At 62.6% G+C, this 13,730-nt stretch carries 17 protein-coding genes; 5 read left to right on the forward strand and 12 right to left on the reverse strand.

Annotated elements, in window-relative coordinates; all coding sequences use genetic code 11:
* Nucleotides 1-145: 145 nt before the first annotated feature.
* Nucleotides 146-1,153, reverse strand: coding sequence for an iron ABC transporter substrate-binding protein (locus tag NKJ35_RS20255; protein WP_352649327.1), 1,008 nt, complete (start codon nucleotides 1,151-1,153; stop codon nucleotides 146-148).
* A gap of 201 nt (nucleotides 1,154-1,354) precedes the next feature.
* Here NKJ35_RS20255 and NKJ35_RS20260 point away from each other — a divergent pair, with 201 nt between their 5' ends.
* Both NKJ35_RS20260 and NKJ35_RS20265 read left to right on the forward strand, forming a co-directional pair.
* The gene (locus NKJ35_RS20260; RefSeq protein ID WP_352649328.1) at nucleotides 1,355-1,897 is read left to right on the forward strand and encodes a sigma-70 family RNA polymerase sigma factor; all 543 of its coding nucleotides are present in this window, start codon (nucleotides 1,355-1,357) and stop codon (nucleotides 1,895-1,897) included.
* 2 nt (nucleotides 1,898-1,899) lie between these two features.
* Nucleotides 1,900-2,538 (forward strand): NrsF family protein, encoded by a 639-nt coding sequence (locus tag NKJ35_RS20265; RefSeq protein ID WP_352649329.1) that lies wholly within the window; start codon nucleotides 1,900-1,902, stop codon nucleotides 2,536-2,538.
* Between the two features lie 9 nt (nucleotides 2,539-2,547).
* On the opposite strand, the gene NKJ35_RS20270 is transcribed toward NKJ35_RS20265, so the two are convergent.
* From NKJ35_RS20270 to NKJ35_RS20300, 7 genes are all read right to left on the reverse strand, one after another.
* Nucleotides 2,548-3,426 (reverse strand): 3-hydroxybutyryl-CoA dehydrogenase, encoded by an 879-nt coding sequence (locus NKJ35_RS20270; RefSeq protein ID WP_352476291.1) that lies wholly within the window; start codon nucleotides 3,424-3,426, stop codon nucleotides 2,548-2,550.
* A 114-nt stretch (nucleotides 3,427-3,540) separates the two neighbouring features.
* Nucleotides 3,541-4,470, reverse strand: coding sequence for an electron transfer flavoprotein subunit alpha/FixB family protein (locus NKJ35_RS20275; RefSeq protein ID WP_352649330.1), 930 nt, complete (start codon nucleotides 4,468-4,470; stop codon nucleotides 3,541-3,543).
* 18 nt (nucleotides 4,471-4,488) lie between these two features.
* Nucleotides 4,489-5,238 (reverse strand): electron transfer flavoprotein subunit beta/FixA family protein, encoded by a 750-nt coding sequence (locus NKJ35_RS20280; protein ID WP_352649331.1) that lies wholly within the window; start codon nucleotides 5,236-5,238, stop codon nucleotides 4,489-4,491.
* 205 nt (nucleotides 5,239-5,443) lie between these two features.
* Nucleotides 5,444-6,247, reverse strand: a complete 804-nt coding sequence (locus tag NKJ35_RS20285) for a rhomboid family intramembrane serine protease (protein ID WP_254816674.1) — start codon at nucleotides 6,245-6,247, stop codon at nucleotides 5,444-5,446.
* Between the two features lie 22 nt (nucleotides 6,248-6,269).
* Nucleotides 6,270-6,851: a cob(I)yrinic acid a,c-diamide adenosyltransferase gene (locus NKJ35_RS20290; RefSeq protein ID WP_254816675.1), complete on the reverse strand. Its 582-nt coding sequence runs from the start codon at nucleotides 6,849-6,851 to the stop codon at nucleotides 6,270-6,272.
* A gap of 25 nt (nucleotides 6,852-6,876) precedes the next feature.
* Nucleotides 6,877-7,068, reverse strand: coding sequence for a twin transmembrane helix small protein (locus NKJ35_RS20295; protein ID WP_023677950.1), 192 nt, complete (start codon nucleotides 7,066-7,068; stop codon nucleotides 6,877-6,879).
* A 23-nt stretch (nucleotides 7,069-7,091) separates the two neighbouring features.
* The gene (locus NKJ35_RS20300; protein ID WP_352649332.1) at nucleotides 7,092-7,958 is read right to left on the reverse strand and encodes an SDR family oxidoreductase; all 867 of its coding nucleotides are present in this window, start codon (nucleotides 7,956-7,958) and stop codon (nucleotides 7,092-7,094) included.
* 57 nt (nucleotides 7,959-8,015) lie between these two features.
* On the opposite strand from NKJ35_RS20300, the gene NKJ35_RS20305 reads away from it, so the two are divergent.
* Nucleotides 8,016-8,867, forward strand: a complete 852-nt coding sequence (locus NKJ35_RS20305; RefSeq protein WP_254816677.1) for a YihY/virulence factor BrkB family protein — start codon at nucleotides 8,016-8,018, stop codon at nucleotides 8,865-8,867.
* 45 nt (nucleotides 8,868-8,912) lie between these two features.
* Here the strand turns inward: NKJ35_RS20305 and NKJ35_RS20310 are convergent, their stop codons facing one another.
* Nucleotides 8,913-9,788, reverse strand: a complete 876-nt coding sequence (locus NKJ35_RS20310; RefSeq protein WP_352476296.1) for a DMT family transporter — start codon at nucleotides 9,786-9,788, stop codon at nucleotides 8,913-8,915.
* A gap of 149 nt (nucleotides 9,789-9,937) precedes the next feature.
* On the reverse strand, nucleotides 9,938-10,813 hold the full coding sequence (gene gluQRS / locus NKJ35_RS20315; protein ID WP_352476297.1) for a tRNA glutamyl-Q(34) synthetase GluQRS: 876 nt from the start codon (nucleotides 10,811-10,813) through the stop codon (nucleotides 9,938-9,940).
* A 123-nt stretch (nucleotides 10,814-10,936) separates the two neighbouring features.
* Here gluQRS and NKJ35_RS20320 point away from each other — a divergent pair, with 123 nt between their 5' ends.
* Nucleotides 10,937-11,578, forward strand: a complete 642-nt coding sequence (locus NKJ35_RS20320; protein ID WP_254816680.1) for a DNA-3-methyladenine glycosylase family protein — start codon at nucleotides 10,937-10,939, stop codon at nucleotides 11,576-11,578.
* A 129-nt stretch (nucleotides 11,579-11,707) separates the two neighbouring features.
* Nucleotides 11,708-12,265 (forward strand): HNH endonuclease, encoded by a 558-nt coding sequence (locus NKJ35_RS20325; protein ID WP_254816681.1) that lies wholly within the window; start codon nucleotides 11,708-11,710, stop codon nucleotides 12,263-12,265.
* Between the two features lie 220 nt (nucleotides 12,266-12,485).
* Here NKJ35_RS20325 and NKJ35_RS20330 read toward each other — a convergent pair whose 3' ends face one another.
* Together NKJ35_RS20330 and NKJ35_RS20335 are read right to left on the reverse strand one after the other, a co-directional pair.
* Entirely contained in the window at nucleotides 12,486-13,004 is a 519-nt protein-coding gene (locus tag NKJ35_RS20330) for a disulfide bond formation protein B (RefSeq protein WP_352476298.1), read from the reverse strand.
* 30 nt (nucleotides 13,005-13,034) lie between these two features.
* Nucleotides 13,035-13,622 carry a YqaA family protein gene (locus tag NKJ35_RS20335; RefSeq protein WP_352649333.1) on the reverse strand — a complete coding sequence of 196 codons (588 nt, stop codon included), beginning with the start codon at nucleotides 13,620-13,622 and terminating at the stop codon, nucleotides 13,035-13,037.
* Between the last annotated feature and the right edge of the window lie 108 nt (nucleotides 13,623-13,730).

A 13,730-nucleotide genomic window follows, 5' to 3' on the forward strand; every position in this document is an offset into this window, starting at 1 on the left:
TCCGCCCGAAGGCGGAAACAATCGTCGGCGAATGCGGCGAGCAGCTTGTGGTCATGGACAAATGCCATCTTGAAAACAGAGCGCTCCCGCGGAAAGCGAATTCCCACCGGAGCGCAGTCGGTTGCCCTTTTAGGACGAACGCCGGCTAAAGCAAGCCGGCCGCCGTCATCAGGTCGGTCACCTTTTTCGAGTTCAGCGTCGTCGGGTCGACTTTCGGCGCCTGCAGATCGGCCAGCGGCACCAGCTTCGGATTGGACTCGGCGCCCTTGCCGACTGCGTATTCAAACGAATCGCCTGTCTTCAGCACGTCCTGGCCGCCCTTGCCGGTGACCCATTTCAGGAAAGCCTGCGCTTCCTTCGGGTGCCTGCTCGAGGCCAGCACGCCACCGCCGGAAACCGAGACGAAAGCACCGGGATCCTGATGCTTGAAATAGTGCAGCTCGACGTTCTTGCTGTTCTCGCCGGTCTTGGCCTGATCGCCGTAATAGTAATAGTGATAGATCACGCCGCCTTCGACCTCGCCGGCATTGACCGCCTTCATCACCGTGCTGTTGCCCTTATAGCCGGTAAAATTCTCCTTCATCGCCTTTAGCCATTCGGCCGTCGCTGCCTCACCCTTGAGCTGCAAAAGCGCGCTGACGATCGCCTGGAAATCGGCGCCGGAGGGCGATGCGGCCCAACGGCCCTTCCAGCTCGGATCGGCGAGATCGAGAAGCGATTTGGGCAGCTGGTCCGCGGCCAGCTTGGTCTTGTTGTAGGCAAAGACCGTGCTGCGCGCGGCGACGCCGACCCATTTGCCGCTCGCCGGCTGGTACTCCTGCGGAACCTGGGCCAGCGTCTCGGTGTCGACCGGTGCGAACAGGCCGGCCGCCTCGACTAATGCCATGGCCGGCGAATTCTCCGTCAGGAATACATCGGCGGGCGAAGCGGTGCCTTCCGCAACGATCTGATTGGAGAAATCGCTGTCGCCGCCATTGCGGACGGTAACCTTGATGCCGGTTTCCTTGGTGAATCCCTCCGCCCAGGCTTTGGTCAGGTTTTCGTGCTGGGCGTTGTAGACGACGATGCCCTCGTCCTCTGCTATTGCCGGGCCGGCGATCAGGCTGATTGCAAGTGCTGTCGCACCGGCAAGGGCGGAAAGAGCATATTTCATGGCGTCGTCCTCGATTTCGATGGTCGTTGGCTTGGCACGCTGCACCTACCAATACATGACTAGCGCAGTCAACATTGCTGGCCCACTCAATTGCTCAAAAGGCCAAACTTTCGTGATGCTCAGCTAATTTGCCTTGGACATTATTTCGCCGGCCCCGTAACAAATCAGCGCCGAGACGCGAATATCGGGGAGTGAACTCTTGTGAGCGGCAAGGACGAAGCCGAGCTTTCACGGCTGCTGCGGGCCGCGATCGCCGGAGACGAAAGGGCCTATGCCGACTTTCTGCACCGGATCGCCGCGCTCGTTCGTGGCTTTGCCCGGCGCAAGATCGTGCAGGGTGGGGTGGATCCCGAGGATGTCGTGCAGGAAACCTTGCTGGCCATTCATGTGAAACGACACACCTGGCGCCATGATGCGCCGGTGCTGCCTTGGGTCTATGCAATAGCCCGCTTCAAGCTGATCGATGCCTTCCGGCGGCGCGGCCGGCGGATCGAGGTCGAGATCGACGAAATCGCCGAGACCTTCGCCGAGCCGGAAGCGGAGACGGTAAGCGAGCGCGACGTCAACCGGGCGCTCGACAGCCTGTCGCCGGCACAGCGTTCCATCGTCTCGGCCGTATCGGTCGAAGGCCGTTCGATCGGCGAGACGGCGGCCAAGTTCGGCATCAGCGAGACGGCTGTGCGGGTGTCACTGCACCGCGGGCTTGCCGCCATTGCCAAACGGTTCGGGGCGAGGCGGGAATAAAAATGAGGACCGAAGATCTCATCAAGGCGCTCGACGCCGATGCCCGCAGCAAGGCGCTGCCGCTAGGCGCCGCCTGGTGGCTTGCCGCCGGTGCGGCCATGGTGATCGCGGCCGCGGTTTTCTGGCTGACGATCGGACCCCGTTCCGACATCGCGATCGCCATGCAGACGATGCGGTTCCTGTCCAAATTCGTCTTCACGATCGCTCTTTCGGCCAGCGCCTTTGCCCTGGTGCATGCGCTGTCGACGCCCGGTGCATCGACCCGCCGAGCGGCAAGCTGGATGATCGCCGCCCCGCTGCTGGTGATTGTGGCCGTGATTCTCGAACTCTTCGCCGTGCCTGCGTCCGACTGGGGCACACGCCTGGTCGGCACGAACCTGGTCATCTGCCTGACCTTCATTCCGTTGATCGGGATCGGCCCGCTTGCCGTCTTTCTCGCGGTCCTGCGCCATGGCGCGCCGACAAGGCCGGTGCTTGCCGGTGCGGCCGCGGGCCTGCTTGCCGGCGGGCTGGCGGCGACCTTCTATGCGGCGCATTGCTTCGACGATTCGCCGCTTTTCGTCGCCACCTGGTACACGATTGCGGTCGCCATCCTTGCCGTGCTCGGGGCGCTCGGCGGACGACTTTTTGTGCGCTGGTAGCGATAAGAATCAGCGTGTCGGAACGGGATGCTCGCCGCGATAGTCGTAAAAGCCGCGCCCGGTCTTGCGTCCGAGCCAGCCGGCCTCAACATATTTGACCAGCAGCGGGCAGGGGCGGTATTTCGAATCCGACAGTCCGTCATGCAGCACCTGCATGATCGACAGGCAGGTATCGAGCCCGATGAAATCGGCAAGCTGCAGCGGCCCCATCGGATGGTTGGCGCCGAGCTTCATGGCGGTATCGATGGCGTCGACCGAGCCGACACCTTCATAGAGCGTGTAGATCGCCTCGTTGATCATCGGCAGCAGGATGCGGTTGACGATGAAGGCCGGGAAATCCTCCGAGACGGTGATCGTCTTGTCGAGCTGCTTCACATAAGTTTTTGCCGCCTCGAAGGTCTGGTCCTCGGTGGCGATGCCGCGCACCAGTTCGACCAGCTTCATCACCGGAACCGGATTCATGAAATGTATGCCGATGAAGCGTTCCGGCCGGTCGGTCTGCGAAGCCAACCGTGTGATCGAGATCGATGACGTGTTCGTCGCCAGGATGGCCTCGGGGTTGAGCTGCGGGCAGAGCTGGGCATAAATCTTGCGCTTGACCGTCTCGTCCTCGGTCGCCGCTTCGATCACCAGATCGGCGCCCGCAAGGTCGGCCATGGCCGGCGCCGCCGAAATGCGCGCCATCGCCTCATTGCGCAGCGTTTCCTCGAGTTTGCCGGAGCCGACCTGACGGGCCATGTTGCCGCTGATCGTAGCGATGCCCTTTTCGATGCGGTCGGGCGAAATATCGTAAACCAGCACCTTATAGCCCGCCAGCGCCGACACATGGGCGATGCCGCCGCCCATCTGGCCCGCGCCGATGATGCCGATCGTCTCGATCTTGCTCATTACCCGATCCCGTCGAGGCCTTTGCGGCCCGTTTTTTGTGCAGTGCAAACTAAAAGGGCGGGGCGACTTCGTCTACCCCACCCCTCGGAATTTAATACGCTTTGGCAGAAGGCGTCAAAGCGCCTTTTGCAGTTCCGGCAGAATGACGAAGAGATCGCCGACGAGACCGTAGTCGGCGACCTGGAAGATCGGCGCCTCCTCGTCCTTGTTGATGGCAACGATCACCTTCGAATCCTTCATGCCGGCAAGGTGCTGGATGGCACCGGAGATGCCGACGGCAATATAAAGGTCGGGCGCTACAACCTTGCCGGTCTGGCCGACCTGCCAGTCGTTCGGCGCATAGCCGGCATCGACGGCGGCGCGAGATGCGCCAACCGCCGCACCGAGCTTGTCGGCGACCGGCAGGATGACCTCCTGGAACTTCTCGGAGGAGCCCAGCGCACGGCCGCCCGAGATGACGATCTTGGCCGAGGTCAGCTCTGGACGGTCGGTCTCGGAGAGCTTGTTCTCGACAAAGCTCGACAGGCCGGGATTGGCCGCCGCCTGAACCGTCTCGACCGGCGCGGAACCGCCCTCGGGCGCTGCCTGGAAGGAAGCGGTGCGCACCGTGATGACCTTCTTGGCGTCACTCGACTGCACCGTCTGGATGGCGTTGCCGGCATAGATCGGCCGCTTGAAGGTGTCGGGCGACACGACTTCGATGATTTCCGATATCTGGGCGACATCGAGCAGCGCCGCCACGCGGGGCGCGACGTTCTTGCCCGACGAGGTCGCCGGCGCGACGATTGTCTCGTATGGCTCAGCAAGTGAAACGACGAGTGCCGCCAGCGGTTCGGCGAGACGCTCGGTCAGTTCGTCAGCGTCGGCGAGCAGCACCTTGGTGACGCCTTTGAGCTTTGCGGCTGCGTCCGCTGCCGGCTTGGCATCTTTGCCGGCAACTAGCACATGCACGTCCGAACCGATCTGCAGCGCCGCCGCAAGCGCCTTGGCGGTCTGGTCGGAAAGCGCAGCGTTGTCGTGTTCGGCAATCAGAAGAATTGTCATTTTTTATCCCTTCCTGGCCTACAGCACGCCGGCTTCGTTCTTCAGCTTGTCGACCAGTTCGGCGACGCTCTTGACCTTGACGCCCGCCTTGCGGCCGCCCGGCTCCTCGGTTTTGATCACCTTCAGCCGCGGCTTGACGTCGGCGCCGTAGTCGGCAGGGCTCTTCTCGTCGAGCGGCTTCTTCTTGGCCTTCATGATGTTGGGCAGCGACGCGTAGCGTGGCTGGTTCAGCCGCAAATCCGCCGTGACGATTGCCGGCATCTTCAGTTCCAGCGTCTGCAGGCCGCCATCGACCTCGCGCGTCACCATGGCCTTGTCACCGTCGAGCACGATCTTGGAGGCGAAGGTGCCCTGCGCCCAGCCGAGAAGTGCGGCCAGCATCTGGCCGGTTTGGTTGGAATCGTCGTCGATCGCCTGCTTGCCGAGAATGACAAGGCCGGGCTGTTCTGCCTCGACGACGCCCTTCAGCACCTTGGCGACGCCCAGCGGCTCAGTCTGCTCGTCGGTCTTGACCAGGATGGCGCGGTCGGCGCCCATGGCGAGCGCCGTGCGCAAGGTCTCCTGTGCCTGCTGCGGCCCGATCGACACGACGATGATCTCTTCGGCCTTACCAGCTTCCTTCAGCCGGATCGCCTCTTCCACCGCGATCTCGTCGAACGGGTTCATCGCCATCTTGACGTTGGCGAGTTCCACCGCCGAACCGTCCGCTTTCACCCGGACCTTGACGTTCGCATCCACAACCCGCTTCACGGGCACAAGGATCTTCATTTGCCTGTCACCTCTTTCACGATAGTCTCTCACGCGCGTCGGACGCGCTATAGCAGCGTGCACCTCTTCAGAGTTGTCGAAAGCCGACATTCCGGACGGAATTCTGGTCTTCGCCACGCCAGTAGGGTGGCGCTTCCGTAGTTGCGGCGACCCCGCGCGTCAATATCCGGCGCACTCGGATCCTCGGCGAAGCACTCAAATCAGTTCAGTCCGGACCGGAAACGCTTCCCCGGCCCCAGCGCGGCGCCTGCTGCGCAGGTTGCGGTTCGCTTGGCGCCGGCTCTACGGCAACGGGCACATGGCCGGCGACCACCACAGTCTCTTCATCCGCAGCGGCGAGCAGCGGCACGCCGCGGCTGCGCAAGACAAGCACCAGCACGGCTCCGGCGATGATGCCGCCGATATGGCAGGCCCAGGAGACCTGATCCTCGCCTCCCTGGGCAAACATGAAGATCTGGAACAGGATCCACAGGATGAGCGGGATGAAAGCCGGGATACGCAACGGGATGCGGGCGAAGGCCAGCACCCACACCTTCACGCGCGGATAAAGGATCAGATAGGCAGCGACGACACCGGCGATGGCGCCCGACGCGCCGATCAGCGGCACTTGCGAATCCCAGGCCACCAGACCCTGGAAGAAAGCGCCGGCAATGGCGCAAAGCAGGTAGAAGATGAGGTAGCGGATGTGGCCGAGTGCATCCTCGACATTGTCGCCGAATACCCACAGGAAAAGCATGTTGCCGCCGAGGTGGAAGATATCCGCGTGCAGGAAGGAATAAGTCAGGTAGCTCAGGCTCTCGGGAATGACGACGAATTGCGGAGCGAGCTCGACGCTGTCATGCACGACCGACGGGATGAAGCCGAGGCCCAGCACCGCGGCGTTGGAGAAGTCCTCACCGCCAAGCGTGGTGACAAGGTAGATCAACACATTGAGCGCGATCAGGCCGATGGTCACATATTGCAGCTTGATGTGCCGCAGCCTGTTGGTGTCGTAAAGCGGGATGAACATCGGGTCCCCAGCTCGGCGGATTTCAGCGGTTCTTGCCGGGAACCCATAGCACGTCGGCGTTTCCGTTGTCATTGACCGCGCGCGCGGCAACGAACAGGAAGTCCGAGACGCGGTTGATGTACCTTATTGCCTCGCGGTTGACGGGCTCGTTTGGGTCTTGCGACAGCGCCACCATGATGCGCTCGGCGCGGCGCGCGACCGTGCGGGCGAGGTGAAGGGCGGCAGCGGCCGGCGTGCCGCCATTGAGCACGAAGGATTTGAGCGGCTGCAGATTTTTGTTGAGGAGGTCGATGTCCTGTTCGACGCGGTCGGTCTGCGAGGCTACGATGCGCAGCGGCTCGTAGTCCAGCGGCTTGCCATTATCGGGAACTGCCAGATCGGCGCCGAGATCGAAAAGATCGTTCTGGATGCGGCCGAGCATCGCATCGATCGCCGGATTTACTGCCGCTGTATGGATGCGGGCCATGCCGATGCAGGCATTGGCCTCGTCGACCGTGCCGTAGGCGTCGATGCGAAGGTCGGATTTCAGCCGCCGCTCGCCGGAGCCGAGACCGGTGGTGCCGTCGTCGCCAGTGCGGGTGTAGATCTTGTTGAGCTTGACCACGGGGTACCTCCCGGCTGGTGCTGCGTCACTTACGGGTGAAATACACCGCCAGCATGATCAGCACCAAGGCCACGAACTGCAAGAGCACGCGCGTCTGCATCAGCTTGTTGGAGGTCATGCTGGAGCCGCCGCGCATCATGTTGATGAGGCCGCGGATCAGCACGATCACCACTGCGACCATGACAAGAACGGCGAGGATGTTGAAGACGGTTGCCATTATGTGTTCCAGATGAATTGCGTTCAGGCGCGTTTGGCGAGCAGACGGTAGAGTGCAGATGCCGGCAGGATGCGTTTAAGGATCGCGCCGATCCTGGCCGGCACTGTTACCACATAATGCGGGCGCGGGCGCCGCGACAGAAGCGCATGGTGCAAGGCGGCATAAACCACCTCCGGCCCGGGCTTCAGCCGCGATGTGCTGCCGCCGGCCCGCAGCCGTTTGAGTTGCGCCGCATAGGCGAGGCGATGAACGGAATTCTCGTGATCGATATTCGCCAGGAACCATGCGAGGCTGTTGCTGGCGATCTTCGATTTCACCGGCCCCGGCTCGATCAGCGAAACATGGATGCCGCTACCCCGGAGTTCTTGATAGAGGGACAGCATCAGCCCTTCGATAGCGTGCTTCGATGCCGAGTAGGCGCCGCGAAAAGGCGCCGGCGCGAGGCCGAGGATCGACGAGCAATGAACGAGACGACCATGGCCCTGGCGGCGCATCACCGGTACGACGCGGCGAGTGAGATCATGCCAGCCAAAGACATTGGCCTCGAACTGCTGCCGCAAAGCCTCGACCGGCAGGTCCTCGACGGCGCCGGGCTGTCCGTAGGCGCCGTTGTTGAAGAGCGCATCGAGCCGGCCGCCGGTCCGTTCCAGCACCGACGTCACCAACGCCTCGATCGATCCGGGTTCGGTGTAGTCCAGATAGAAGGCCTCAATGCTGTCGGCCTCGAGCGCGGCGATATCCTCGGGCTTTCGGGCCGTTGCGAACACCCCCCAGCCTTCCTTCTTAAGAGCATGGGCGCAATAGGCGCCTATACCGGAAGAGGCACCTGTGACAATGATGGTGCGCAACTCTTTTCCGGGAGGAATGGTGGTTTGACCTAGGGTTGTCATTTACTGCAAACCCTTCCCATATTCGCGGCGTCCGGACAATCGAAGGGAACGCGGTTCTTGTTGCGGAAGATCGTAGCCCTTAAACGCGTCCTCTACGACGCGCTCGGCCATTTCAACACCGACGACGGCTGGGCAATGGCCAGCCATCTGGCGATCACCGCGCTGATGGCGCTTTTTCCTTTCCTGATCTTCGCTACGACGCTGGCGAGTTTTTTCGGCGCGCAGGCCTTCGCCGACACCGCCGTGCACCTTGTGTTCGACACATGGCCCGAGCAGATCGCCAAACCGATCGCGCGCGAAGTGCTCAACGTGCTTACCGTTAGGCGCAGCGACCTGTTGACGTACGGTATCGTGCTTGCCGGATACTTCGCCTCGAACGGCATCGAGGCGCTGCGCACCTCGCTCAACCGCGCCTATCGTGTCTCGGAAACGCGGGGCATCATCTACCGGCGGGTGCAGAGCATCATCTTCGTGCTGATCGCGACGGCCGGGTTTTTGGCGATCAGCGTGCTGCTGGTCTTCGCGCCGTTGCTGGCACGGCTGGCCGAGTCGCATTTCGAATGGATAAAGCCCTACATGGGCACGATCACGCTGTGGCGTTACGTCATCGCCTCGGTCGTCATCATCGGCGGCCTGTTCGCCGTGCATTTCTGGTTGCCGGCCGGCAAGCGCCGCTTCGTTTCGATCGTGCCTGGCATCATCTTCACGCTGATCGGCTGGCTTATCGGGTCGACCATCTTCGCCGCCTATCTCGATCATTTCTCGTCCTATGTGACGACCTATGCCGGCCTCGCCTCGATCATGATCGCCGTCGTATTCCTCTATATCGTCTCGGCGATCTTCATCCTCGGTGGCGAGCTCAACGCCGCGATCAGCCGCTATTTAGAGGCGCGTGCGAGAGTCGGCTGAGTTAAGCATGATCTTTTCCGAAAACCGGTTCCCACTTTTTTGGGATCATGCTTTTGGCGGCTGAGCGGTCGCCAGCCCGACGCCGAGCGTCGCGATTGCCATGCCGGCGATCTGGAGCGGGCTCAACTGCTCACCGAACAATGCCCAGGCGATGACCGCGGTGACGGCCGGCACGAGGTAAAACAGCGAGGCGACCTTCGACATCTCGCCGTCGCGGATCATCACCATCAACAGGAAGATGGCGCCGATCGACAGCACCAGCACAAGCCAGGCCATGGCAAACATCAGTTCGCCGTTGACGATGACCGTTCGGGTCTCGAAGGCGAGCGAGGCCAGAGCCATCACCGATGCGCCGCCGACATATTGCCAGAACGTGGCAGCCACCAGATCGCCGCCGGAGGCGAAACGCTTCTGCCAGATCGTGCCCGCACTCATGCCGAGTACGGAGACCAGCGAGGCGCCCAGTGTTTCGGCCGTCACCCCGCCGCCGAGCGCGCCGAGCTTCGGCCAGAGCACGATTACCACGCCGATCAACCCGAGGCCGAGACCGGCCCAGTGGCGCGGCAGGATGGCCTCGCCCAGAAGCCGGCCGGCGAGCACTGCCGTGATCAGCGGCTGCAGGCCGACGATCAAGGCTGAAAGCCCAGCGGGCATGCCCCGGTGGATGGCCCAGAACACGCCGCCGAGATAGACCCCATGCATCAGGATGCCGGCGCCGGTCGCGTGCAGCGCCTCGTCGCGGGTGGCGCGGCTCGAACCAAGTGCGGCCATCAAAGCGACAAGCAGGATTGCGGCCAGGACAAAGCGCGCGGCCAGGAAAGTAAAGGGCTCCGCCCACGGCATGGCATAGCGCGCGCCGATGAAGCCGGTCGCCCACAGGAGGACGAAAGAGGCGGGGATGAACCGCTTGAGGCTGTGCATTTTCAGGAGGCCGCGGTGAATTCGGGTGAGGGATCGACTGCGGCGACTGCTTAATGCCGTTCGGGCCGGCAAGCAAAACCAAACGGTTGATCCATAGAGTCATTTGAATTGAAGGAGCGCCGTTGATGGCCGTCAGCTCGCCGGTCCAGCTAGAGACCGACCAGCCGCCTTACATCGTCGGGCGAGGCGCCCGCCGCACGCTGGGCGGCAAGGCTGGTATCGCCAAGACTCTTCGACAGTTTTCGTCCGTCCGGGCCGAGGATCAGGCGATGGTGAAAATAGGCCGGCTGCGGCAGGCCAAGCAACTGCTGAAGCAGCCGCTGCACACTGGTCGCGGAATAAAGGTCCTGGCCGCGCACGACATGGCTGACGCCCTGCAGTGCGTCATCCACGGTGACGGCGAGATGATAGCTGGTCGGGATTTCGCGGCGCGCCACGACCACGTCGCCCCAATCCTGCGGATGGGCTTCGACACGACGCGTCGCGGAGAGCGTCTCGTCCGTGTATTCGGCCCATGACAGGTCCTTGCCGGCGCGCCCTATTGCCGCATCGACGTTCAACCGCCAGGCAAATGGCACATTTTCGGCGATGCGCCGTTTGCGTTCGCTCGCCGGCAGCGCCTTGTCGGCGGCGGGATAGAGCGGCACGCCGTCCGGGTCGCGCGGCCAGTCGCGGCCGCGCTTTTGGCTGTCGGCGATGAAGGCGCGGATCTCACTTCTGCTCATGAAGGCCGGATAGACAAGCTCCGCCTCGATCAGCCGTTCGAGCATAGCCCGATATTCGGCAAAATGCTCGGACTGGCGGCGCACCGGTTCCTCCCAGCCAAGCCCCAGCCATTTCAGGTCGCGAAAAATGCCTGCTTCGAATTCCGGCGTGCAGCGCGTCGTGTCGATGTCCTCGATGCGCAGCAGCAGGCGTCCGCCCGCCGCCTTTGCCAATTTCTGATTGAGCAGCGCCGAATAGGCATGGCCGAGATGCAGTTCGCCGTTCGGGCTCGGCGCGAAGCGGAATGTCAGCAGTGTCATTGTCCGGCGGGCAATCGGGTTGTGCGGCGCTTTCGCCAATTGCTACTTTGCGCCGGCGGCGTCGTGCGTCCAGAGGGACACGTGACGAAACGTGCGGCACTTTTGATTTTGGAACAAGCAGACATGCAACGCATCGCCAGCCTCGACGACATTGCGCAAGGGCTGGATAGGCTATGCTTGCTCGACCCACGCCTGGAAAAAGTGCGCGGCATGGCTGGCGAGGTGCCGCTCAGGCTGTCGGAGCCGGGGTTCAGGAGCCTTGCTTCCATCGTCGTTTCGCAACAAGTGTCCCGCGCGAGCGCCGATGCCATCTTCGGCCGCCTGACGGAACTGCTCGATCCGCTGACGCCGCAGGCGATCCTTGCCGCCGATGAGGCGATCTTTCGCAACGCGGGGCTGTCGCGGCCAAAGCAGCGCGGCCTGATTGCCGTCGCCCAGGCGGTGGCCGACGGGCTCGACCTCGATCACCTCTGCCGGCTCGATGCAAGCGAGGCTATCGCGGCCATGACCAGAGTGCCGGGCATCGGCCCGTGGACGGCTGAAGTCTACCTTTTGTTTGCCGCCGGACACCCGGATATCTTTCCGGCGCGCGACGTTGCTTTGCAGAGCGCGGTCGGCCATGCGCTCGGCATCGACCCGCGTCCGCCGGAGAAAATGCTAATCCGGCTTGCCGAATCATGGAGCCCGTGGCGCGGTGTCGCATCGCGGCTTTTCTGGGCTTATTATCGCGAATTGAAGGGCAGGGATGCCGCGCCTCCGGCCTGAATCCGCAAAAAAGCATTGAAATCATGCGTTTTTGAGACCCGGCATGATCGACAATCCGCTTCACATCCCTGTCATGTCGGGCTTACAGTATCCGCGTCGACCGGTTCTAGGGTGAAGGAGGTCAACGACGTGACGGTTGCCGTATCTCCGGATGGGCTTCCAGCGCTGGTGCTGAATGCGGATTACCGTCCGCTCAGCTATTACCCCCTGTCGCTCTGGTCCTGGCAGGATGCCATCAAGGCGGTGTTCCTCGAGAGGGTGAACATCGTCGCCGAATACGAACACGCCGTCTCTTCGCCGACCTTTTCGATGAAGCTGCCGAGCGTCGTCAGCCTGAAGGCTTACGTGAAGCCGTCGAGGCATCCGGCATTTACCCGTTTCAACGTCTTTCTGCGCGACCGTTTCCAGTGCCAATATTGCGGCACACCGGACGATCTGACGTTCGACCATGTCATTCCTCGCCATCGCGGCGGCGCCACGACCTGGGAGAATGTCGTCGCTGCCTGCTCGCCCTGCAATCTGAGGAAGGGCGGCATGATGCCGGCCCACGCCAAGATGTGGCCGCTGCAGAAGCCCTACCAGCCGACGGTGCATGATTTGCATAATAACGGCCGGCTGTTCCCGCCCAACCATCTGCACCAAAGCTGGATGGATTATCTGTACTGGGATGTCGAACTCGAACCATAGAGTTCGGCAGAAATCCGCCATGCCGGTCGGCTGACGCCGCTTTCTACGCTTCCGGCCTTCGCCGGCCGAAGCATTCATGAGCGGTCGTGGCGTGGTAGTTAAGGCTACGGCCGGCGTAGGCCGGTGCTCACGTAGTTTAGCACGCTCCGCTCCGGTTCTCGAAAACTACGTCATGCACTCCGGCCTGACGAATTTCTGAACGAATTCTGCGTTGTGCCACTCAGTCGCGGGCAAAGGCGCCGCGGAACGCGACTGCGGCGAGGACAAAGCTGGCGATGGCATTCCAGCCCGCCAGCGACAGGCCGAGGATGCGAACCGCCGCCTTGTCGCAGGAAGGCGGGACGAATTTGTCGAGCGCGTCGAGCACGCCCTTGCCGCCGGTGTCCACCGGCCCTGCGGCTGCCGTGCAATCGGTCGGGCCCGGCCACCACGCCCATTCGACGCCGGAGTGATAAACGCCGAGATAGACGCCGTAGAGCATCAGCAGGCCGCCAATGGCCAGCAGGCCACGGCTTACCCAAGCTGGCGCCCGAAGCGCCGACGCAAGCACCGCCAGCAGCATCAAGGGTACGCCGACGTAGTAAGGCGTGCGCTGCTCGAGGCAGAGCTTGCAGGGGATGTAGCCGCCAACATACTGGAAGGCCAGCGCCGAGCCGACCGTGGCGGCCATGGCGACGGCGAGAAACAGGGCGGTGCGCAGCCGCTGGCGTCCGGTATCGGCATTCACGGTCGCTGTCATCGGGCTCCAGTCCGTTCGGTTCGATGCCGTTCAGACGGCGTATTTGACGACGATATAGAGCAAAATCAGGGCAGCGGCGCCGGCGCCCGCAATCTGGCCAAGGCGCTTTTCGATGAAGTGGCGGATCGGCTCGCCATAGCGGCGCAACAGCCACGCGAGAAACAGGAAGCGAGCACCGCGCGCCGCGATTGCCAGCACGATGAACAGCAGCAAAGGAACACCGATGACGCCCGACAGGATCGTCACAACCTTGATCGGCGGCAGATGGGCGAGGCCGGAGGTGACCAGCATCAGGATGATGAAGCCGACACCCGATGAGACGCGCATCGCTTCGAACTCGTCATATTTGCCATAAAATTCGAGGATCGGCCGCGCCACCGCATCATAGGCATAATGGCCGATGAACCAGCCGGCGATGCCGCCCAGCACCGAGGCGACGGTGGCGACCAGCGCGTAACGATAGGCGCGATCCGGCCGCGACAGCGCCATCGGCAGATAGAGGACGTCGGCCGGCACCAGGAACACCGAACTCTCGACGAAGGCGATGAAGGCCAGCCACCATTCGGCGGATTTGCTCGCCGCCAGCGACAAGGTCCAGTCGTAAAGTCCGCGAAGCATCGGCACTCCTAATGCACGCCCAAACCAGAAGCGGTCTTGGGATCACGACATGTACAAACAAGACTTGGAAGCGCCCCGCATCAACCTCGTCGGACAAGGTGCGCTTCA

It is taken from the genome of Mesorhizobium sp. M0136 (assembly GCF_040322515.1).
Classification (GTDB): domain Bacteria; phylum Pseudomonadota; class Alphaproteobacteria; order Rhizobiales; family Rhizobiaceae; genus Mesorhizobium.

What these genes read in the sequence shown, in the direction of transcription:
- NKJ35_RS20255 (WP_352649327.1), bottom strand. Translation starts at nt 1,153, where the DNA reads ATGAAATATGCTCTTTCCGCCCTTGCCGGTGCGACAGCACTTGCAATC.
- NKJ35_RS20265 (WP_352649329.1), top strand. Translation starts at nt 1,900, where the DNA reads ATGAGGACCGAAGATCTCATCAAGGCGCTCGACGCCGATGCCCGCAGC.
- NKJ35_RS20270 (WP_352476291.1), bottom strand. Translation starts at nt 3,426, where the DNA reads ATGAGCAAGATCGAGACGATCGGCATCATCGGCGCGGGCCAGATGGGC.
- NKJ35_RS20275 (WP_352649330.1), bottom strand. Translation starts at nt 4,470, where the DNA reads ATGACAATTCTTCTGATTGCCGAACACGACAACGCTGCGCTTTCCGAC.
- NKJ35_RS20280 (WP_352649331.1), bottom strand. Translation starts at nt 5,238, where the DNA reads ATGAAGATCCTTGTGCCCGTGAAGCGGGTTGTGGATGCGAACGTCAAG.
- NKJ35_RS20285 (WP_254816674.1), bottom strand. Translation starts at nt 6,247, where the DNA reads ATGTTCATCCCGCTTTACGACACCAACAGGCTGCGGCACATCAAGCTG.
- NKJ35_RS20295 (WP_023677950.1), bottom strand. Translation starts at nt 7,068, where the DNA reads ATGGCAACCGTCTTCAACATCCTCGCCGTTCTTGTCATGGTCGCAGTG.
- NKJ35_RS20300 (WP_352649332.1), bottom strand. Translation starts at nt 7,958, where the DNA reads ATGACAACCCTAGGTCAAACCACCATTCCTCCCGGAAAAGAGTTGCGC.
- NKJ35_RS20310 (WP_352476296.1), bottom strand. Translation starts at nt 9,788, where the DNA reads ATGCACAGCCTCAAGCGGTTCATCCCCGCCTCTTTCGTCCTCCTGTGG.
- gluQRS (WP_352476297.1), bottom strand. Translation starts at nt 10,813, where the DNA reads ATGACACTGCTGACATTCCGCTTCGCGCCGAGCCCGAACGGCGAACTG.
- NKJ35_RS20320 (WP_254816680.1), top strand. Translation starts at nt 10,937, where the DNA reads ATGCAACGCATCGCCAGCCTCGACGACATTGCGCAAGGGCTGGATAGG.
- NKJ35_RS20330 (WP_352476298.1), bottom strand. Translation starts at nt 13,004, where the DNA reads ATGACAGCGACCGTGAATGCCGATACCGGACGCCAGCGGCTGCGCACC.
- NKJ35_RS20335 (WP_352649333.1), bottom strand. Translation starts at nt 13,622, where the DNA reads ATGCTTCGCGGACTTTACGACTGGACCTTGTCGCTGGCGGCGAGCAAA.